The following is a 20,617-nucleotide window of genomic DNA, read 5'->3' on the forward strand; positions in this document are numbered from 1 at the left end:
TCGGACACGAAACTCACACAGACACTGGACTTCTACCTGGGGACCCAACCACGCCGACCGGCTCAGTACATCGCCTCCATGCAAGACGACACGAACGTGCGTTTGCTGGGGACGCAAGGTCTCGTCGTACACAAGACGTACACGCTGTGTCATCATTGCCAGCTCGGGGTCGTTCACCGACTCGACAGAGAAGTCGTTGATACCGCAAGATCCGCGAACGAGGGCCAATGCGGCGGTGAACGCCAAGCTGAACTTCCCTTCCAGGGGAGTCGTGGGCGTGGGAATGGCGCACACGGTTCGCACCAATTCCGGGACCGTCAATTCGATCTCGCTCACCTGATCCACCGCAAGCTCGTCACGTAAGGAAAGCAAGACGTCGACTGCCGCATGAGTACCGAAGCACGCCGCGTGACGCTTGAACAGCGTTTCACGCAGGTACCACCGTTGGTCGAAAGGAACTGTGGCCGTGTCGATATCCGCCCCATGTCCGTAGGTTGCCGCCAATCCACGAGGGCCGAAGATCGCATCCATCGGGGCTGTAGCGCCCGCGGCTGCAAACTGCGCAGACAAGAGCCCTGCCTCGGCGGCCCGTCCGACTTGAAAAGATTTCCCCATTGTCCCGAACTCCGCCCGCAGTCCTGCGGCCTGCGCTGCGGACAGACCCCAGGCGCGCTGGATGCCGTTCTCGTCTGCGCAAAGCAGACGGCTCACCCCCGTGGCCGCCCCGAACACACCTACCGTCGCAGTGGGATGAAATCCAGACGCATAGTGCTGGGGTGCCATTGCAGCACCGATCCGAGCCTGGCTCTCGAATCCAGCAACGAACGCAGTGAGCAACGCGTGCGAACCAAGTGTGAACGGTCCGCGGGCTTGTGCTGCGGCCAGAACGGCGGGCAGCAGAGGCGCTGAAGGATGAACCCCGGACGCAGCCAGCCAATCGTCGAAATCGAGAACATGAGCCGATATCCCGTTGGCCAGTGCAGCCGAACGAGCGCTCACCTCTGCACCATCGCTGAGGCGCGAACAGATTCCAGCGTCACCGGTGATCTGCTCTGCTATGTGTACAACTCCCTCCGACCCGCTAGCGATAGATGCCCCCAGCGTATCGATGAAGCAGTCGACAGCCGTGTCCACGACATCCGATGGGATTCGCTCGAAGACCAATTGCGCTGATTGTTTTGCGAGCACCGCTTCGGACACATTCGCTTGCGCATCCCTCGTCAGCAACATGATGAGCCTCCTGTTCGAGCCTATGGCGGCCAACCCAGTCCAGTAGAAGTGCGTGCCTTTGAATGGCATGCTGTTTCAGAGAGTAGCCCAAGTGAGGCGTTCTGGCACACAATCTACGAGTCCAGGCACTCGCAGCCAGGACGCGGCACCGCCCCCTATAGCTAGCGAAATTCGCTGAAACCAGGCAGGCCGCAGGTAAGTTGCGATCTATTGCCTGTCTAAGCCCACTTTCCAGCATTTGCCAACTCCAGAACCACCCATGGGAAAATGATCGCGCACCTACGGCACGACGTGCCGCCTGTCAATATGGAATTCACCGGCGCCTCTTGATCGCGAAATTCGGATCACACCTCGGCTTCAGTTTCCACAGGAGCCGTCACTCTCGGACGAGCGGACAATTAGCCCGTTGACGCCGGTTAGCTGCCTGGACCCAACAGACGTGTCATGGCAGTTGGTGGATTCGAGCAGAGCAGACACGGGTGCGAAGAAGGGCCGAAGCACTGCAAGAACCACACCCACGTCAAATGCGTGACTGCAGAGCTCTGATCCAATCCGCCTTCCGACATCGCGACGAATGTCGCGGAGCAATCACGTCGACAGACGGTTTTGTGACGTGGACCATAGGTCTTGAATTGAGTCAAAGACACGCTTCGCGCAAACTCACGGCCCTGGCGCACGCACACGCGTGCAGCAAAGAACCTTCCACCGCTCGAACACGGGCTGCTCCTGGACTGCCGAGGACCCACATCGGACCCGCACGAGCAGATCAGCTCAACGAAGGAGACAATTATGACCGGCCCACTTTCGGGTATACGCGTCATCGACTTGACCGCCGCACTCGCAGGACCGTACGGAACCATGATCCTCGCCGATCTGGGTGCCGACATCATCAAGGTCGAACCCCCGGGCGGGGAGGTCACGCGCAGAGTAGGCCCGTACCCGCCCAGTACGGACGGCCAGCAGACCCTGGGCGGATATTTCCAGAGCATCAACCGCGGCAAGCGCAGCATTGCGGTCGATCTGAAAACACCCCACGGTCACGCCGAACTGCTCGACTTGGTTCGCACCGCCGACGTAGTCGTCGAAAACTTCGGCCCTGGCGTGGTCGAGAGGCTCAACATTTCTTACGAAGAACTCCGCCGGGTCAATCCCAAACTCGTCTACGGCTCGCTCACCGGATACGGCGCAGAGTGGTCCGGCAAAAGTCCTTACATAGACTGGCCCGCGATGGATATCACGATCCAGGCAATGGCCGGGGCGTTGAGCATCACGGGAACCGAAGATGGCAAGCCAGTGAAGATCGGACCAGGAATCGGCGACATATTTCCCGGAACGATGCTGACGATTGGTGTTCTTGCCGCATTGTGGGAAGTACAGAAGACCGGTCAGGGACAACAGATCGATGTATCGATGTTCGATTCGATACTTTCGCTCTGCGAACGCATGGTCTACCAGTACTCCTACACCGGTCAGGTTCCCAAGCCGATCGGCAATACCCACCCAATCCTGACCCCATTCGACGTACTCGAAGTCAAGGACGGATGGATCGCTATAGCTGCCACGACACAGTTGCGATGGGAAGCCCTATGCCGCATCATGAATCGTTCGGAGCTGATCACCGACGCACGATTCCGGAACGAGAGTGTTCGCGTCGAACACCGCGCTGAAATTCGCCGCTTGCTTGATGACTGGTCGCGCAGCCTCACTCGCGCCGAGGTCAGTGAAAAGTTGGGAGGCAAGGTACCGTTCGGACCCGTCAACGACATTCGAGACATTTTCGACGACCCCCATGCGTGGGCCCGAAATATGCTCGTCGAGATAGAAAACCCAGGATCCGACCAAAAGGCGATCGTCGCCGGCCAGCCCATCAAGTTCAGTCGAACCAAGACAACGGTCGGTGCCCGGGCACCGCAACTCGACGAACATGGCGACGCCCTGCGAGCCGAAATCCGAAGCGCACCCGTGCAGGCAGCCGTCAGATGACCTCGTACGACGTAAGTCCCGAGTTCACAGACCTGGTAGGACGACTACGGCAGAGCCCGTTCCGAGCCGACACCACCACTGTTCCCGAACTGCGTGCCAATTTCGAGAAATTCGCGGAGTCGTTCTACGACCCCCCACCGGTCGAATTCGAGGCCGATAGCGCGAACGGTGTCGAGGTCGAATGGGCTCGCACACCAGGATGCGATCATGCGCGGGTAGTGCTCTACCTGCACGGCGGTGGCTACTCCATCGGCTCCATCGCCGCATACCGGGATTTCTGCGCCAAGATTTCCGACGGATCCGGTTCAGCGGTGCTGTCGGTGGGCTACCGACTGGCGCCCGAACACCAATTCCCCGCCGCACTTGATGACGCGGTCACTGCGTACCGCTGGCTCCTCGCCAGCGGTACACAGGCAGATCGGATCGTCATAGCAGGTGATTCGGCAGGCGGAGGACTGACGTTGGCGACGATGGTGGCCCTGCGAGAGGCCAGGGATTCCTTGCCTGCCGGCGCAGTGTGCATCTCCCCCCTCGCCGACCTGGCTCATACCGGAAGGACAGTCGAAGAAAAAGCATACGCGGACCCAATTGTTACACCGGAAGGTAGTCACGCCTACGGTGTCCGCTACCTCGGCGAGGACGGCGATCTAACCGAGCCCTTGGCCTCCCCGTTGTACGCAGACCTCCACTCGCTGCCGCCGGTGTTGATTCAGTGTGGAACCGCCGAGCTCCTTCTGGACGACTCTTTGCGATTGGCCCGTAAGATCAAAGATGTTGGCGGCCTTGTCGATCTCGATATATGGCCGGAAATGATTCATATCTTCCCGTTCTTTGCATCAAAGATTCCCGAATCCAAGCGGGCCCTTCGATATATCAACGAGTTCATCATCCGAATCTTGGATCACAACGAGGACTCCAGTCGCATCCCACCGTCGACTCGAGGTTACTAGAACTCTTGATTCCCATACTTTGTCCGCACACCGAAGAAAGATCGAACATTGCTACTGGAGAACCGAAACACCAACCAAGACGTCTTGCTGGCCGCTCAGCCACCGGAGTTGCAAACCCCGTGGCTGACGCCCGCACGGTCAGCACTGCTCTCGGATGTCCGAGAATTCAGTCGCGCCGAAGTACTCCCCACCGCCAATAAGTTCGACCGGACCGAAAGCGCCATCCCAAGCGAGTTGATGGGCCGATTGGCCGAGTTGGGATATTTCGGAATAACGGTGCCCTCCGAATACGGCGGGCTGGGCCTGGGGGTTTTCGAATATTCCCTCATTTCGGAGGAACTCTCCCGATCGTGGATGAGCGTTGCCTCCATCATTGCCCGCGCCCAGGGACTCGGCACACGATTCGAGAACCCTGAGCGCCGCGATGAACTCACGCGTCGCAGTGCACGTGGTGAATGGATTGGGGCCGCGGCGTTTTCTGAGCCGGATTCAGGATCTGACCTGGGCTCGATCCAGACCATCGCTCGTAAATCCGGCGACGGCTACCGCATCACTGGCCGGAAGCGTTGGTGCGGAAATGCGTTCGAGGGAGATTTCATCCTCGTCCTGTGCCGCATTGTGGACGAGTCGGACGAGCTGGGTCCGATTCGCACCTTCGCATTGGCCAAGGCACGCAACAGCTTTCCCGACGGTGTCTCAGGAGAGCCGATCGACAAGATCGGCTACCACGGAATTGTCAGTTGGAACCTCACCTTCGATGATGTTCTCGCCTCGGCGGACGACTTGGTTGAACCTTTCGGATTTTCAGGAGCGGAGGGCCAGGGCTTCAAGGCCGTGTCTAACGGTCTGAACGTGGCCAGGGTACAAACCGCAGCTCGTGCAGTCGGCCTCGCCCGGGCAGCACTCGAAGACTCGGTCGAATACCTGCAAACGCGTGTGCAATTCGGGTCTCCACTGGGGAACTTTCAAGCCCTACGCTTTACCGTGGCCGACATGGCCGCCAAGGTGGCACAGGCTAGAACCTTTTACCAATACGTCGCCAACCTGATGGACAACGGGGTGCCCTGTGAGAAGGAAGCCGCGATGACAAAACTGCTGGCAACCGAGATGGCCGTCGAGGTCACGGGACAGGCGCTGCAGCTGCATGGTGGAAACGGCTACACCCGCGAATACGCGATCGAACGGTACTGGCGAGATGCCCGACTGACCACGATATTCGAGGGCACCAGCCAGATTCAGCAGAAAATCATCAGCGATCGTATTCTTCCAAGACCAGCAAGCTGATCGGCGCGCTTGTAGAACCGAAGATACAAGCAATCCAGCTCTCGGTGGGTGGTGCCCGCGTCAGCGAACCACCCACCGAGCTCACGTCTAGAACGCAAGCCCCGCCGAGACCAGCAATTGCAGAATTCGGTTCGAGTCGGTCTCACGTTCGGGGCGCTGGGTCCAGGCTGGGTACACCGCCCAATATGCGGAGGGGACGAGCAAAGGCAAACGGTTTGGCGTGGAGGCGGAACTGCTGCGAGAATCCTGGGCTACGGTTTCGGTATCGAGCGTCGGTCGAAGTTGTCCGGCTTTGGCTTACACGGAGGTGGTACGACCATCGCTTCGCTCGTCACCGCAGGGGTCCTACCATTTCTTAGGATCCAATTGACTTATTCCTGTTCATGCTCTGCGCCCGTTCAGGGTTTCCAGTCAGAGTTCAGCCTCGCCACGCGCAATACCGAGCGCATCGAGCACGGTTCGGCCGGCGGGAGGGCCGTGTCGAGTCGGTGGATCTGTGTGGCCATCGGCTACTGCAAATGGTCGGTGGACCGAGTCAAACCCGCTCGTCGGCCCTTCTTTGCAGTGACGAGGGCCAATTTGCGGCTGGCTTCGTCGATCATTTCGCCATTGAGCATGGCAGCACCTCTCGCGCCTCCATCAGCCGAGCGGTGGAAGTCGTATGCGTCGAGGATGGACTCGGCTTTGTCGTAGGCTTCCTGTACGGGCGAGAACACCGAGTTAGCGGCATCGACCTGTGTGGGATGCAGAACCCATTTTCCATCAAAGCCAAACGCGGCGGCATGTACTGCAGCACGGTTGAAGCCGTCGAGATCGCCGATGACTGCATACGGCCCGTCGATAACCTGTACGCCGTATTTGCGCGCCGTGACAGCAAGTGTCATAAAAACCGAATCGATGGGGCTGTGTCCGCCAAAGCTGTTCTCCCCGATCACCAGAGTCGGGATCTGCATCGCCGCCATGAAGTCTCCGGGGCCAAAAATCAAGGTCTCCACTCTCGGAGTGGACGCCGCGATATCGTCGACGATACTCAGTCCTGACGGACCCTCGATCTGTACTTCGATTCCTATTTTGCCCTCGGGCAAATTCAAGTCTTTTTCGAGCTGCCCGAGCAGGACATCGAGCCAGTGAATGTGCGCAAGCTTCTCAACCTTGGGAAGCATGATGCAGTCGATGATGCTGCCAGCGCCTCGAACGATCTCGATGACATCGTCATAGGCCCAGCGCGTTTCGGCATCGTTGACGCGTACAGCGACGACCTTCCCGCTCCAGTCACCGTCGTGCAATGCGGTCAGAATATTAGCGCGGGCTACAACTTTGGCCGAGGGCGCGACCGAATCTTCGAGATCGAGGAACACTTCGTCGACAGCAAGCCCGTGTGCCTTGGTCAGCATTTTCGGATTGCTACCGGGCACAGCCAGGCATGATCGACGGGGACGAAACGTTCGGGCCATCTTCAAACTCACCTTCGATTGGGGATTAGGGCGACCGGTTACACACACAGTCGGAAAGTAAGAGCGTCGCAGCTCAGTGGAGACAAGCCTACCGATAACGCGGGCCTACTACCAAGCATTGCAGCGGATCTCCTCAGGACGAGACAATTGACTCGATGAGTTCGCGTCCACGGACTCTACGTGATTGGGGTCACAACTGTTTCCATTGATGCAGCAACCAGACAGGGGGCTTTCATGAACAAACTCGAGGCGCTCGTTGACTGCGATTCAGATGTTGCGCAGTCGGTCATGGTTGTCGATTCGGACAGGAGAGTCCGCACGGCGCTCACTCAACTTCTGAAGGCGACCCACCCACGGGTAGCTGTTGTCGAGACAGCGGACGCTACAACAGCACTCGATACAGCAAGGTCGGCTTCGTTCGACCTTGTCTTGGTCGACATGGGGCTACCAGACCTCGACGGAAGTTGCTCGCTGATCAGGCAACTGGCCGGGGACCACCACGTAGTAGCACTGAGCGTGAGACAGGAGCACGCGCAGCACGCCCTGGCAGCCGGTGCGCTTGATTTCGTCGAAAAGACTTCTTCAGAGAAACTCCTGCAGGCAGTGATGACCATTTTGAGTGGATCGCTGACTGGTCTCAGATCTGAAAGCATCTGTACCAGTGCGGATTCCAGCTCCAAATCGTAGCCGCCCACCGGCACATGCCCTGCACGACAGTGGGTGTCGCAGCGATCACGCCTAGGTGCAAGCACCGCCGTTCAGTCCGCGGCGTTGAGCCATCTTTGACAGCCGAATTAGATTGGAACGTTCACCAATGTCGATCTTCACTTCCGCCGATCATCTGAGGCAAGCCAAAGGAGCCGATTTGGGCACCTCGAGCACGATCGAAATGTCGCAAGCCCGAATCGATCAGTTCGCCGTTGTGACCAACGACGAGCAGTGGATCCACGTCGATACGAAGAGAGCCGCACAGGGTCCGTTCGGCACCACGATCGCTCATGGTTTTCTGACATTGTCGCTCCTTGCGCCATTTTTGTCCGACCTGATAGAAGTGCAAGGTGCCACGAGTTCGATCAACTATGGACTCAACCGGGTTCGGTTTTCAGCCACGGTCCCCTCCGGTTCTGCGCTGCGCGCCCAGGGGCGGATTCTCGACATCGTCGATCGAACCGGTGCCGTCGATGTAGTTGTGGAAGTGACGATCTCCGTAAAGGGCTCGGACAAACCCGCGTGCGTTGCCGAGTCGATCATCAGGTACACCTTCTGACCCACACGATCGCGCAGCATTTCAGGCGCACTCATGAGCAAAAAAGTTAGTAGTTCACAACAAACCTCGGCCGGATTATTACGCATCTTCGTCGAAGGCGCGCATTACTGGCGAGGCACACCAACGACATCCACTCCCCACCGAAAGAGGGTTCCCATGTCCGATATCGAGAGCAGTGAAGTCCCCACAAGGTCGCCAGGGCCGCAGGCACCGCCCCCACGACAACCCAAACGGGTCTGGTTCTCCAGCTTCATCGGTGCTGCCATCGAGTTCTACGACTTCAGCATTTACGCTACGGCCGCCGCTCTTGTATTCGGCCCGTTGTTCTTCAGTCCGGCGCAGGCATCCCTCGGTGTGGTCCTGTCCTTCCTCACGCTGGCAGCGGGCTATATCGCTCGGCCGGTCGGAGCGATCGTCTTCGGGCACTACGGGGACAAGATCGGGCGTAAGACAACCCTCATCACCACCGTTGTTCTGATGGGTATCGCAACAACCCTGATCGGCGTGCTGCCGACGTACGAGTCCGTGGGTGTCCTGGCACCAGTTCTGCTGGTAACCCTTCGCGTTGTGCAAGGCCTCTCTGTCGGCGGTGAATGGGGCGGTGCAGTGGTCATGACGACCGAACATTCGTCGACAAAGAACAGGTCTTTCATGGGCAGCGCCACCGCTATGGGGTCGGCACTGGGAGTGTTGCTGGGATTCGCTGCATTTTCGATAGTTGTCTCAGCAACGGGTGATAACTTCCTGACCTGGGGCTGGAGACTGCCGTTCCTGGCCACCGTTGTTCTCTTCGGTTTGGCTGTGTACATGCGTCTGCGAATCACCGAAAGTCCCGTGATGATCGAGGCTGCCAAAAACAACGACCGTCCAGCAAAACTGCCGTTCACGATTATTTTCACTCAGTACGCCAAACCAGTCGCGTTAGCCGCCGGGGTGTTTGCGGGGCCATTCATGATTCAATCTTTGCTCGGCACCTTCTTTATCAATTACGGAGTCACCGAATTCGGATTGACTCGCTCTTTTCTACTCAACGCTTCGATCATCGGAGTGGCATTTTCCTTCGTCGGCATACCCATCGGAGGCCTTCTTGCCGACCGATTTGGTCGCCGCCGCGTCCTGGCAGTCGGCGTGACACTTGCCACTCTGAACCTTGCCGTGTTGGGGCTGTTGTTCACCGGCGCTACGGCAGTAGGCGTGATAGTTAGCTACTCGCTGGTTTACATCTTCCATTCTCTATGTCTTGCACCGATCGGTGCGCTGTACTCAGAGTTGTTCCCCACGGCCGTGCGCTACACGGGGGTAGGCATGAGCTATCAGTTCTCGTCTCTCATCGGCGGCGGTCTCGGCCCAGTGGCAGCGTCCTTGCTCATAGCCAGCGGGTTGGGACTTGGCTCGGTGTTCGCCATGCTTGCCTTCTTCTGCTTAGTGGCCGGCTACTGCATCTACCGCCTGCCGCGAACCGACAATATCGACCTTCGCGACGCCGGACAGCTAGGCTAAGCGTCATAGATAGTTTGTTGTTAGTCAACTACTAACATTGTAGCGTGGGCTGGACGCCCACTGTCAGGAGAGCATCCGTGACCGACACTGCACCCACCCCCGACCTCGCGGAGTTCCCACTCCGCCGACGTGGCGCATACTTCGAAAAATTCGAGACGGGCAAGGTCTTCCCCCATCATTGGGGTCGCTCGATAACCACCGCGGACAACGTGCTGTTCAGCACCGCACTGGCGCACTGGTCCCCTCTGTATCTCAACGCCGAATACGCACGCGCACATGGCCACAAAGACTCTCAACTGAATCCCTTCCTTGTGCTGTGTACCGTTGTTGGGCTGTCCGTGGAAGATCTCAGCGAATCCGCGGGCCCCTTCCTCGGTATAGAAGAGTGCGTCTTCGAAAGACCGGTCTACCCCGGCGACACCGTCAGAACTGAGTCGGTCGTACTGGACTCACGTCCGTCCGCCAGCCGACCCGGATACGGGATCGTGACCTGGAGGACCACGGCGTTCGACCAGAACGATGAGGTGATCCTGCGTTTCGTACGTAAGAACCTACTGGCCGGGCAGAAGTTGCTATGAGTGACGCAAACCGCGACGCCGCAGCAGCTACACACTGGAAGATCGACGGGAGCCACCGAAAATGACTCAGCTACAACCACACTCAGCTACGGAGAACTGGGTAACCGAGGACTCGGGATGGTTCGAATCGTTCCTGGTCGGTGATCGGTGGAAGCATGCGCGCGGTGCAACCATCGACGAGGTCGAGAACCAGCTGATCAGCAAACTGGTCATGAACACCGCACAGGAACACTGGAACGAAGCGTCCATGAAGGACTCGCCGTGGGGGAAGAGCCGGATCGTTTTCGGACTGATTACCGGCTCGCTCACTCTGGGCCTGACCAGCCAGGACACCGCCGAGAACGCCTTGGCCGAGCTCAGCCTTGACCATATTCGCTTCAAAGCCAGCGTCTTTCACGGAGACACCATCTACGCGTACACCCAGGTTTTGGGAGTCGAACCAGCAGAACGCGATGACGCCGGGGTTGTTGAATTCAAGCACTGGGGTGCCACCGACGACATGCGCATCGTATTCGAGTGCACGCGCCGCGTATTGATCAAGCGACGAAGCCATTGGCGCTCGTAAAGAAGCTCAATCCTTTTCTTCAGCAACCCCTTCCACAGGAGAACCGATGACAAACCAGAGGCCCGTACGGCCCCGCCGATCAGAACTGTCCACCCCCGCCACTAGCGAGAAAATGATGGCCAAAGCGGCTGCGGGCAACGCCGACTTGGTCTTCCTCGACCTCGAGGACGCCGTGGCCCCCAACGCCAAAGACGTGGCACGCAAGCAAGCAGTCACCGCCTTGCGCGAACTCGACTGGGGACGAAAAACCCGTGCGGTACGCATCAACGGCGTTCAGACAATTTGGTGCCTCGACGACATCACCGAAGTTGTCGCCGGTGCCGGAGCGCACCTGGACGTACTTATCATCCCCAAGGTCAAGTCGGCACGCGACGTCTGGTTCATCGACACCCTGCTCACGCTGCTCGAACACAAACACGGGCTCGAGATCGGCAGAATCGGACTGGAGGTACTGATCGAAGAAGTGGAAGCTCTGGCGGCTGTCGATGCCATCGCGGCGAGCAGTCCGCGACTCGAAGCGCTCATTCTGGGAGTGGGAGACCTCGCCGCGAGCCACGGAATGCGGTCCGCTCACATCGGTACCAGCTCCGGTTATCCTGGCGACATCTGGCATTCTGCTCGAACCAAGATGATCGTTGCCGCTCGCAGCAACGGGCTGGACGCCATCGACGGGCCGTTCGGAGATTTCAAGAACGACGAAGCCTATCTGCAGCAGGCGAATTGGGCCGCCGAACTCGGAGCCGTCGGAAAGTGGGCCATTCACCCCAGCCAGGTCACGCTGGCCAACGAGGCCTACTCCCCCACCGAGGAAGCAGTCGCCCACGCTCGCAAGGTGGTCGATGCCATGCGCGCGGCAGAAGCCACCGGTGACGGCGCCGTGGCCATCGACGGGATCATGGTCGATGCAGCAACGGCTCGCATCTTCGAGACCGTCCTTCAGCGCGCATCCGTGGTCGAGCAGCACTGATCGAACGCCGTACCTGACAGTTATTCATCGACAACGTATTACGAATAGGACGACCTATGGGCAACATCAGCTTCGACTTCACCGGACGGACGGTCCTCGTGACCGGTGCCGCCCGAGGAATCGGTCTCGAACTGGCCCGACATTTCAAGAACTCCGGTGCCGATGTGGTCATGGTGGACTTCGATGGCGACGAGCTCGCGAGCGCGGCCGACGTCGTCGGGGCCGTCGCGGCACAGGCCGACGTGAGCAACACAGAGGAAGTCGAGCGAGTGGTGAGTGCCACCATCGCGCGGACCGGTCGCATCGACGTCGTGGTCAACAATGCGGGAATTCTGCGTGACCGCGTCGTGTGGAAACTCACCGACGACGACTGGTCACAGGTTCTCGATGTCCACGCCGGAGGTACATTCCGTTTCACCCGCGCCGTCGTTCCACACTTTCGCGCTCAGAACTACGGACGCATCGTAAATGTCACCTCGTACACCGGCCTTCGCGGTAACCGGGGCCAGTCGAACTACGCAGCCGCCAAGGCCGGCATCATCGGATTCACCAAGACCACGGCCAAGGAACTGGCCATTTTCGGTGTCACCGTCAACGCGATTTCACCCAACGCTGCGACACGAATGACAGCCTCTATCCCCGAAGACAAGATCCCCGAGGTGACCGGCCCGATAGCGCGCTTCGCTGATCCATCCGAAATGGCCACGGCCGTCGCATTTCTGGCATCGGAGGAGTCCGGTTACATCACCGGTGTCGTCCTGCCAGTCGACGGCGGAGCCTCTATCTAGAAACAAGGACCTCATGACCACGCCACCGCTTTCCCGCCGCGACATCGAGTTCATGCTCTACGAATGGCTCGACGTCGAATCGCTGACTACACGCCCACGGTTCGCAGAACACTCCCGAGACACCTTCGATGCGGTGCTCGACCTCAGTGCGGACATGGCCGCGAAGTTCTTCGCACCCCATAACAAACTGGCCGACGCCCAGGAGCCGACGGTAGGTGAGGACGGAAAAGTCATCCTCACACCCGAAGCCAAGAAGGCCCTCGAAGTTTTCGCACAGGCAGGGCTTTTCGCCGGTGCGTTCGACGAGTCCCTCGGCGGTATGCAACTACCGATATCGGTCATGCGGGCATCGGTGGCGTGGTTCCAGGCATCGAACGCATCCACCACCGGGTACCCGTTCCTAACCGTCGCCAACGCGAATCTGCTCGTCGCGTACGCAACCGAGCAACAGATCGACGCCTATGTCCGGCCCATGCTCGAAGGCCGGTTCTTCGGAACAATGTGTCTGTCCGAGCCCCAGGCCGGATCGTCACTGGCGGACATCACGACCAAAGCAGTCCGGCAAACAGACGGTAGCTACCGCTTGACCGGCACGAAGATGTGGATCTCCGGCGGTGACCACGAATTGAGCGAGAACATTGTTCACCTCGTGCTCGCGAAAATCCCCGGAGGCGGTGCCGGCGTCAAAGGCATTTCGCTGTTCATCGTCCCCAAGTATGTCCTGGACGCCGACGGTAATCCAGGAGAACGCAACGACGTCGCGCTCGTTGGGCTGAACCACAAAATGGGCAATCGAGGCACTACGAACGCTCTGCTCAACTTCGGGGACGGCAGCTACACACCGGCAGGTTCGTCCGGGGCCATCGGATACCTCATCGGTGAACCGAACCGCGGATTGAACTATATGTTCCACATGATGAACGAGGCCCGGATCGGGGTCGGATTCCTCGCCACAGCACTCGGTTATGCCGGATACCGTCAATCCGTGGAGTACGCGCTCACACGCACACAAGGTCGAAGCCAGACGAACCGCGACCCTGCATCGAAACCGATCTCCATTGTCGAGCACGCCGATGTCAAGCGAATGCTCCTCGCGCAGAAGGCTTATGTCGAAGGCGCGCTCGCTCTCGGGTTGTTCTGTTCCAACCTCGTCGACGAACAGGACACACTAGAGGACACCGACCAACGGGCCGAAAAGACCCTGTTGCTCGATGTACTGACGCCGATTGCAAAGAGTTGGCCGTCGCAATGGTGTTTACGCGCCAACGATCTCGCAATTCAGGTACACGGCGGCTACGGCTACACCCGCGACTACGACGTCGAGCAGTTCTACCGAGACAACCGGCTCAACCAGATCCACGAAGGAACGCATGGTATCCAAGGACTGGACCTGCTTGGCCGCAAGATGACGATGCAGGACGGCGCGGGCCTGGATTTGCTGCTCAGTACCATCGGATCGACCATCGACCGCGCACACAACACCGGTGGCGAGGCAGCCGGTCTGGCCATCGAGTTGAAAGCTGCCCTCGATCGAACTTTCGAGGTGACCACGAATCTGCGGTCCGAGCCGGACAAGGCGTGCGCACTTGCCAATTCGTCCATCTATCTCGAAGCAGTGGGTCACGTCGTCGTAGCTTGGATGTGGCTCGAACAGTTCCTGGTTGCCGGAGATTTGACCGGCAACTTCTACGATGGAAAACGCCAAGCAACGCGCTACTTCTTTCGCTACGAACTTCCCTCCACCACAGCGCAGTTCGACCTGCTGGACAGTCTCGATCGGACAACTGTGGAGATGTCCGCGCAGTGGTTCTGATGTCGATTCGTTGTTTAACCGAAAGCGGCCGCGCTGCGCAGCGCGCACACCATTTTGCACCAAGCAGAAAGCACCAGGATCATGTCTCGTGAAGCAGTAATAGTCGATGCCGTCCGATCACCCGTCGGCAAGAGGAACGGAGGGTTGTCGAGCGTGCACCCCGCCGATCTGTCGGCCTATGTGCTGCGCTCGCTCATCGAGCGAACCGGTCTCGACCCCGCATTGGTCGAAGACGTCATCTGGGGATGCGTCAGTCAGATCGGTGAACAAAGCTTCGACATAGCTCGAACAGCCGCGTTGTCGGCGGGGTGGCCAATCCACGTGCCCGGCACAACAATCGACCGCCAATGTGGATCATCGCAGCAGGCCGTCAGTTTCGCGGCGGCCAGCGTAATAGCCGGCCACTACGACGTAGTCGTCGCCGGCGGGGTCGAATCGATGTCCCGTATCCCCATCGGGTCATCGACGGCGGCAGGCGACTCACCGCTCGGCGAGCTCTACGCGCAGCGATTTGGAGCCGGCTTTCCCAATCAAGGAATCGGTGCGGAACAGATCGCCGACCAATGGAACCTCTCGCGCACTCAGCTCGACGAGTTCGGGCTCGAATCTCACACCAAGGCGGCAGCGGCGATTGACGCAGGACGATTCGGTGGCCAGATCGCATCCATCCCGGTCGGCGGCGAAAGTGTATCGGTCGACGAGGGTATCCGGCGCGGCGGTACGCTCGAATCGCTCGGCAAACTCAAGCCGGCCTTCACACCAGAAGGCAAGGTCACCGCAGCCAACTCATCTCAGATCAGCGACGGGTCCGCCGCCCTTCTGATCATGGGATCCGATACGGCCGCGGAGCTCGGTTTCACGCCGATCGCGGCGATCGACACCGCTGTCGTCGTCGGATCACCGCCCATGCCGATGCTCACCGGCCCCATTCCCGCGACCGAGAAGCTACTTGCGCGCCGCGGCCTGAGCATCGGCGATATCGGCACCTACGAAGTCAACGAAGCCTTTGCCTCGGTTGTCTTGGCCTGGGTTGAAGAGATTGGGGCAGACAAGCAACGACTGAACCCGAACGGTGGGGCGATCGCCCTCGGTCATCCGCTGGGCGGAAGCGGTGCCAGACTAATGACAACCATGGTCCACCACATGCGCGAGAACGGCATCGAGTTCGGCCTGCAAACGATGTGTGAGGGCGGCGGACAAGCCAACGCCACCCTGCTCCGCCTGCTCTGACAGACCGACGCCCCTCAGCTCCCATTCCCGAGCCGGAACTCTCGATCGATCGAAAGCCGTCACGATCTCCCAGATCATGACGGCTTTCATCTATCAGCAGTGACTGACAGGTTGACGGAATCCCTGCGACGCCGCGCCACAGTGGCGAAACCCCGCAGGGGCTCCACCCCTCACGGGGCGAGCGCCACAAGATCGCAACAATTGTCTCGGTCGGTAGCGACTGATGTCGCTTCAAGGTGATGCCGATCACTGATTGACTGAGTGCAGTGCGACGGTAGCAATGCCGACATTCCCGGAGGCGGCCATCACTGGTCAGCAGTAAGAGTCCCGGATTCGCTCAACACCGCCAGGAATGCTCACCAGCACACCTGCACTCGGCGTCGATCCCCAGACGCCTTCACACGAGGGTGAGGAACCAGTGTCGAACGAAAAACTCATTGGCGAGCTGGATTTCGATCCAACCGCATTGAAAGAAAAGTACGACTTCGAACGCGACCGACGCATCCGCTCGGACGGAAAAACACAGTACGTCGGCACCTCGGCCGGACGGTTCGAGGCGTACAGCCGAGACCCGTGGAACGACGCCGAAGCTCCCCGAGAACCGCTGACAGACCATACGTCGGTCATCATCGCGGGCGGCGGCTTCGGCGGGCTACTGCTCGGCGCTCGGCTGCGTGACGCCGGAGTCACCGACATCAGGGTGATCGAGACGGGCGGCGATTTCGGCGGAACCTGGTACTGGAACAGATACCCAGGAGCAATGTGCGACATCGAAGCCCACATCTATCTTCCGCTGCTCGAAGAATTGAACTACGCACCCAAACACCGCTATGCGTACGCAGCTGAGATGCTCGAGATCAGCCAACGGATCGGCAAGGAATACGGGCTCTACGACAAAGCATGCTTCCACACCGCAATCACGGGCGCGCAGTGGTCGGAGGACGACAACCGTTGGCATATCCAGACGGACCGCAACGACACACTCACGGCCGACTACTTTCTTCTCGCATGCGGTCGCCAAAGCCTGCCGAAGCTGCCGAATCTGCCCGGCATCGACCAGTTCGAGGGTCACATTTTCCATTCGAGCCGCTGGGACTACGACTACACGGGCGGTACTAGCGCCGGTGGTATGTCCGGTCTCGCGAACAAGCGAGTCGGAGTTGTCGGAACAGGGGCGACGGCCCTGCAGATCGTGCCCGAAGTCGCCAAGGACGCCGGCGAGCTTTTGGTATTCCAACGAACTCCATCGACGGTCGGGGTCCGCGGACAACAAGAAACCGGGCCCGACTGGGTTGACATGTCCAAGCCCGGTTGGCAGCGCGAACGCCGGGTGAACTTTCAGTCCCACGTGCAGTTCGGCACAACGGCAGGTTTCGTGCGACCCGAGGTCGACTTGGTGGGTGACGGGTGGACCGGGGCGTTCGAAATCCTTGCAGAACCCGAGACTGCGGTGTCCGAACGGCTTGGCCGTAGCCCTACACAGGACGAACTGAACGAACTATCAGAGATCAACGACTACAGGTTGATGAACCAGATCCGCGGGCGAGTCGACGACATCGTCGAGGACCCGACTACCGCCGACGCCCTCAAACCGTGGTACCGATGGTGGTGCAAACGACCTGGTTGGCACGATGACTACCTCGGCGCGTTCAACCGGCCGAACGTCACGTTGGTCGACACCAATGGTCAAGGCGTCGAGCGCTTCACGAAGAACGGTGTGGTGGTCGACGGCGTCGAGTACCCCCTCGACTGTTTGATCATGGCCACAGGATTCGAGTCTGCCATCTCCTACACGGAGTTGACCGGATTCGACATCGTCGGCCGAGAGACCACGCTGTCGCAGCACTGGGCGAACGGTGTACGGACACTGCACGGCATGTCCACTGACAAGTTTCCGAACATGTTCTTCATCGGCGGAAACACCCAGACCGCGTCCGCGGTCAATGCCGTTCACCTTCTTGACGAACAATCCCAGTACGTCGCGCATATCGTCGGCCAGGTCGAGGCCCAGAACGCACAGGCCGTCGAAGCTCAGCCGAAAGACGTCGAACAGTGGGTCCGAATTATCGCCGAGTCCCCCAAGAATCATGCGATGTTTCGGTTCTTCGCTCAATGCACACCTGGGTACTACAACGCCGAAGGCAAAGCCGAAACCCCCGCAGATCTATTCATCGGCGGTCGATACGGCGACGGAGCGTTGGCCTATTACAGTGTTTTGCAAACCTGGATGAAAAACAAGCAATTGAACGGTTATTCGCTTGAACTAGGCTGAATCCAGGCAGAACGTATCGGCACCGTCGGAACCATCTGGTCTAAATCTGCACATCAGCGGCAGACTTCAAAAGAATGATTCACGAACTTGTGGCACAATTACTCAACCCAGGAGGCCAAGCATGAATTCTGCCCTTTCAGGTCTGCGAGCGGTAGTGACCGGTGCGGGACGGGGCATCGGACGAGCCACCGCGATTACGCTCGCCGCGCAAGGAGCGGATGTCGCCGTTGTTGATATAGATTTACGCTCCGGGATTGACATTCCCGGAGAAGCGGACGATTTAACCACTGATGCGATCAAAGCTATGGGCGCAAGAACCATTGGGTTGCAGGCGGACCTGACAAACGAGTCAAGCGCGTCAGAGATTCTGTCGGCCGTCGGGAAAGCATGGGGCGGTTTCGATATACTCATCAATATCGCAGGTGGAGCAGTCACACCGTACGAAGGTAGCCGCGCCAGCGAAATCAGCAGTGCAGACGTTCGCAAAGCGATAGACGTTAATTTGATGTCTGCGATCTATATGTGCCAAGCATCTGTACCGTATCTGCGCGAGTCCTCGAACGCTTCGATCGTCAACACAACGTCACTGTCGGCCGAAAGCATTCTTCCCGGGGGCGCATATGCCGGCTACGCACTCTCTAAAGCCGCGCTTGCGCACTACACGCGCTACCTCGCCGCAGATCTAGGTCACCTCGGTATCCGAGTCAACGCTGTGTCACCCGGCTATACAATGACAGGACGCATACAAGCGAATTCAGCCGAAACCGGGTTTGCGGAGAAAGCAGCTAGCAGTGTTCTCGGTAGACTAGGACAACCCACAGACATCGCACGCAGTGTAGCGTTCTTGGCTTCCGCTGACTCTTCGTACATCACCGGGCAAATACTTTCGGTCGATGGCATGACCACCCTCACTTGAGGATAATTGCCAGATGGGACGCCAGCACATTCTCGCCTGGCGCAAGTTATGGAAGAAGTTGGGATTTTTCTCATTGTGCTAACAGATTTCATTAACATCGCAACCTAAACTATCTACTAAAAGGAGTTAATCATGGGTCGCATGGATGGAAAAGTCGCCTTCATTACCGGAGCTGGACGCGGCCAGGGCCGAGCGCATGCAATCAGACTTGCCGAGGAGGGTGCGGAAATAATCGCGCTCGACTGCCCGGCTCAAGGGAATATTCCGCATCCGCTCGCCACCAAGGAAGACTTGAACGAGACGGTGAGGTTGGTCGAAAAGCTGGACAGGCGTATTTTGGGAATAGTCGGGGATGTTCGGAATCAAGCAAGTCTCGATTCTGCGGTCGAGGCTGGGATCGCTGAATTCGGCCATATAGACACGGTCGTCGCCAATGCAGGCGCGTGGAGCGTGGGTCCGTTCTGGGAGATACCCGAGGACGAGTGGAAAGATGTGATCGACATCGATGTTCTCGGTGTCATGAGGACGTTGAAGTCAGTCACTCCACACATGATCGAACGTGGATCAGGCTCCATGATCGTGATTTCGTCTGTGAACGGTAAGCAACCTGGACACAATTATGCGCACTACATCACCTCCAAGCACGGTGTGCTCGGATTGATGAAGGCCGCTGCGCTCGAACTCGGCCCATACGGAATCCGATGCAACGCTGTGTTGCCCGGGGTGGTCAGGACGGCAATTCTCGATTGGCAGGGCGGCTGGGATCTGATGGCAGGTGGGCCCGGCCTGGGCACCCCAGACCACATGGATTCCGGCGGGAAGGCAGTGGCGCTACTGAAGGACGTGGGAATGTTGCCTCCTGAGGCGACTAGCGAAGGTGTGTTATGGCTAGCCAGTGACGAGTCACGTTATGTGACCGGCCAGGAGTTGGCAATCGACGCAGGGCAGATGCTACTTCCGGGCTTAAACATGGCAAATCTGGCAGCACAGCAACACTGAACCGTCAGACCTACCGTCTCGCTGCGGATAGTCGGCTGTAGCGAGGCCGCACAGGACCGCACGGGCACTTCCGCCGCAAGGCCCGAAACATCCAGGAGCGTCGTTATCTTCCGGAACTGGCGGTAATCGCTTACCCTGATAATGATGTGGTTGTCCGCGCCATCGACGATTACCGAAGGGCTCGATTCGACCAGCGGACTCAGATCGCCGTAACCTGGTATGTTCCTGCGTACCTGGTTGCGGCGCATCGCCAGGGGCATACCCAAAATCATGCCGCATCGGCGATCCGGCGGCTTGAAGTTAGAATGGCTCGATTATCCACGCATCGGCCGTCTGGCCTCAGACAGTGCATGGGTGACGGCCGAATCAAAAGCAAAAGTGTTGGATATTTTGGGAGTGCCACCCACAGCTCGGAGGACTTTATCCGTTTCCGAGTATAGTCACCCTCGCGACAATATAAAGTTTGTCGACGCTTTCTAACTGTACGTAACTGTGCGCTGCAATGTGGGTTTGCGTCGATTGCTACCAGACGCGGCACGTGTCGGAATTTCTTGTTGAAGACGAGTCAACTCTTCATTGCAGATTGAACAGCATCGCATCCCGTCAGATAATCTCGCGCTTCCTGCCTGTCGATACTGCACAAATTCCACACGTTCGCGCGGCAGTCCGTTGAAGGCCGAAATGTCAAGACCTCACGGCCTCGCACCGCCCCTATCCCCCCGGTGCAGGAACTTGGTTGGGGCTGCCCCGATCTCGCCGTCCTGGTTGTCCGTGGCCATGAAAAAGTACCCACTGGTGGCCAGGTCGAGGTCCCCACTGGT

At 58.8% G+C, this 20,617-nt stretch carries 17 protein-coding genes; 15 read left to right on the top strand and 2 right to left on the bottom strand.

Annotated features, from left to right (window positions below):
* The coding region (locus tag ACODSO_RS27440; protein ID WP_489039842.1) for an MmgE/PrpD family protein at positions 1-1,230 on the bottom strand (1,230 nt) is incomplete at its 3' end.
* A 789-nt stretch (positions 1,231-2,019) separates the two neighbouring features.
* Between ACODSO_RS27440 and ACODSO_RS27445 the strand changes: the two genes are divergently transcribed.
* The 3 genes from ACODSO_RS27445 to ACODSO_RS27455 are packed head-to-tail and all read left to right on the top strand — an operon-like array spanning position 2,020 to position 5,447.
* Positions 2,020-3,213 (top strand): CaiB/BaiF CoA transferase family protein, encoded by a 1,194-nt coding sequence (locus ACODSO_RS27445; protein WP_068367977.1) that lies wholly within the window; start codon positions 2,020-2,022, stop codon positions 3,211-3,213.
* The gene (locus ACODSO_RS27450) at positions 3,210-4,163 is read left to right on the top strand and encodes an alpha/beta hydrolase (RefSeq protein ID WP_068367969.1); all 954 of its coding nucleotides are present in this window, start codon (positions 3,210-3,212) and stop codon (positions 4,161-4,163) included. Before ACODSO_RS27445 ends, ACODSO_RS27450 begins: the two co-directional genes overlap by 4 nt.
* 48 nt (positions 4,164-4,211) lie before the next feature.
* Positions 4,212-5,447: an acyl-CoA dehydrogenase family protein gene (locus tag ACODSO_RS27455; protein ID WP_331712344.1), complete on the top strand. Its 1,236-nt coding sequence runs from the start codon at positions 4,212-4,214 to the stop codon at positions 5,445-5,447.
* A 509-nt stretch (positions 5,448-5,956) separates the two neighbouring features.
* Here the strand turns inward: ACODSO_RS27455 and ACODSO_RS27460 are convergent.
* A complete protein-coding gene (locus ACODSO_RS27460; protein WP_489039843.1) occupies positions 5,957-6,901 on the bottom strand; it encodes an HpcH/HpaI aldolase/citrate lyase family protein in 945 nt (314 codons plus the stop codon).
* 234 nt (positions 6,902-7,135) lie between these two features.
* Here ACODSO_RS27460 and ACODSO_RS27465 point away from each other — a divergent pair, with 234 nt between their 5' ends.
* The 12 genes from ACODSO_RS27465 to ACODSO_RS27520 all read left to right on the top strand — a co-directional run bounded on the left by ACODSO_RS27465 (position 7,136) and on the right by ACODSO_RS27520 (position 19,796).
* Positions 7,136-7,588: a response regulator gene (locus ACODSO_RS27465; RefSeq protein WP_489039844.1), complete on the top strand. Its 453-nt coding sequence runs from the start codon at positions 7,136-7,138 to the stop codon at positions 7,586-7,588.
* A 127-nt stretch (positions 7,589-7,715) separates the two neighbouring features.
* On the top strand, positions 7,716-8,168 hold the full coding sequence (locus ACODSO_RS27470) for a MaoC family dehydratase (protein WP_068368316.1): 453 nt from the start codon (positions 7,716-7,718) through the stop codon (positions 8,166-8,168).
* A 33-nt stretch (positions 8,169-8,201) separates the two neighbouring features.
* Entirely contained in the window at positions 8,202-9,668 is a 1,467-nt protein-coding gene (locus ACODSO_RS27475) for an MFS transporter (RefSeq protein ID WP_489039845.1), read from the top strand.
* A 77-nt stretch (positions 9,669-9,745) separates the two neighbouring features.
* Complete coding sequence (locus tag ACODSO_RS27480) at positions 9,746-10,246, top strand: MaoC family dehydratase (RefSeq protein WP_068368310.1); 501 nt, start codon at positions 9,746-9,748, stop codon at positions 10,244-10,246.
* Positions 10,247-10,307: 61 nt separating this feature from the next.
* Positions 10,308-10,811, top strand: coding sequence for a MaoC family dehydratase (locus ACODSO_RS27485; protein ID WP_068368309.1), 504 nt, complete (start codon positions 10,308-10,310; stop codon positions 10,809-10,811).
* Between the two features lie 46 nt (positions 10,812-10,857).
* On the top strand, positions 10,858-11,778 hold the full coding sequence (locus ACODSO_RS27490) for an HpcH/HpaI aldolase/citrate lyase family protein (RefSeq protein WP_068368308.1): 921 nt from the start codon (positions 10,858-10,860) through the stop codon (positions 11,776-11,778).
* 56 nt (positions 11,779-11,834) lie between these two features.
* Positions 11,835-12,566, top strand: coding sequence for an SDR family oxidoreductase (locus ACODSO_RS27495; RefSeq protein ID WP_068368307.1), 732 nt, complete (start codon positions 11,835-11,837; stop codon positions 12,564-12,566).
* Positions 12,567-12,579: 13 nt separating this feature from the next.
* A complete protein-coding gene (locus ACODSO_RS27500) occupies positions 12,580-14,379 on the top strand; it encodes an acyl-CoA dehydrogenase (protein WP_489039846.1) in 1,800 nt (599 codons plus the stop codon).
* Between the two features lie 81 nt (positions 14,380-14,460).
* On the top strand, positions 14,461-15,609 hold the full coding sequence (locus ACODSO_RS27505) for a thiolase family protein (protein WP_489039847.1): 1,149 nt from the start codon (positions 14,461-14,463) through the stop codon (positions 15,607-15,609).
* 418 nt (positions 15,610-16,027) lie between these two features.
* Positions 16,028-17,881 (top strand): flavin-containing monooxygenase, encoded by a 1,854-nt coding sequence (locus ACODSO_RS27510; RefSeq protein ID WP_489039848.1) that lies wholly within the window; start codon positions 16,028-16,030, stop codon positions 17,879-17,881.
* Between the two features lie 121 nt (positions 17,882-18,002).
* The gene (locus ACODSO_RS27515) at positions 18,003-18,797 is read left to right on the top strand and encodes an SDR family NAD(P)-dependent oxidoreductase (RefSeq protein ID WP_068368301.1); all 795 of its coding nucleotides are present in this window, start codon (positions 18,003-18,005) and stop codon (positions 18,795-18,797) included.
* 132 nt (positions 18,798-18,929) lie between these two features.
* On the top strand, positions 18,930-19,796 hold the full coding sequence (locus ACODSO_RS27520; protein WP_068368298.1) for a mycofactocin-coupled SDR family oxidoreductase: 867 nt from the start codon (positions 18,930-18,932) through the stop codon (positions 19,794-19,796).
* Positions 19,797-20,617: the final 821 nt, after the last annotated feature.

The organism is Rhodococcus sp. FG69 (genome assembly GCF_057808915.1).

What these genes read in the sequence shown, in the direction of transcription:
- ACODSO_RS27495 (WP_068368307.1), top strand. Translation starts at nt 11,835, where the DNA reads ATGGGCAACATCAGCTTCGACTTCACCGGACGGACGGTCCTCGTGACC.
- ACODSO_RS27475 (WP_489039845.1), top strand. Translation starts at nt 8,202, where the DNA reads ATGAGCAAAAAAGTTAGTAGTTCACAACAAACCTCGGCCGGATTATTA.
- ACODSO_RS27500 (WP_489039846.1), top strand. Translation starts at nt 12,580, where the DNA reads ATGACCACGCCACCGCTTTCCCGCCGCGACATCGAGTTCATGCTCTAC.
- ACODSO_RS27515 (WP_068368301.1), top strand. Translation starts at nt 18,003, where the DNA reads ATGAATTCTGCCCTTTCAGGTCTGCGAGCGGTAGTGACCGGTGCGGGA.
- ACODSO_RS27450 (WP_068367969.1), top strand. Translation starts at nt 3,210, where the DNA reads ATGACCTCGTACGACGTAAGTCCCGAGTTCACAGACCTGGTAGGACGA.
- ACODSO_RS27465 (WP_489039844.1), top strand. Translation starts at nt 7,136, where the DNA reads ATGAACAAACTCGAGGCGCTCGTTGACTGCGATTCAGATGTTGCGCAG.
- ACODSO_RS27460 (WP_489039843.1), bottom strand. Translation starts at nt 6,901, where the DNA reads ATGGCCCGAACGTTTCGTCCCCGTCGATCATGCCTGGCTGTGCCCGGT.
- ACODSO_RS27470 (WP_068368316.1), top strand. Translation starts at nt 7,716, where the DNA reads ATGTCGATCTTCACTTCCGCCGATCATCTGAGGCAAGCCAAAGGAGCC.
- ACODSO_RS27505 (WP_489039847.1), top strand. Translation starts at nt 14,461, where the DNA reads ATGTCTCGTGAAGCAGTAATAGTCGATGCCGTCCGATCACCCGTCGGC.
- ACODSO_RS27485 (WP_068368309.1), top strand. Translation starts at nt 10,308, where the DNA reads ATGACTCAGCTACAACCACACTCAGCTACGGAGAACTGGGTAACCGAG.
- ACODSO_RS27490 (WP_068368308.1), top strand. Translation starts at nt 10,858, where the DNA reads ATGACAAACCAGAGGCCCGTACGGCCCCGCCGATCAGAACTGTCCACC.
- ACODSO_RS27445 (WP_068367977.1), top strand. Translation starts at nt 2,020, where the DNA reads ATGACCGGCCCACTTTCGGGTATACGCGTCATCGACTTGACCGCCGCA.
- ACODSO_RS27520 (WP_068368298.1), top strand. Translation starts at nt 18,930, where the DNA reads ATGGGTCGCATGGATGGAAAAGTCGCCTTCATTACCGGAGCTGGACGC.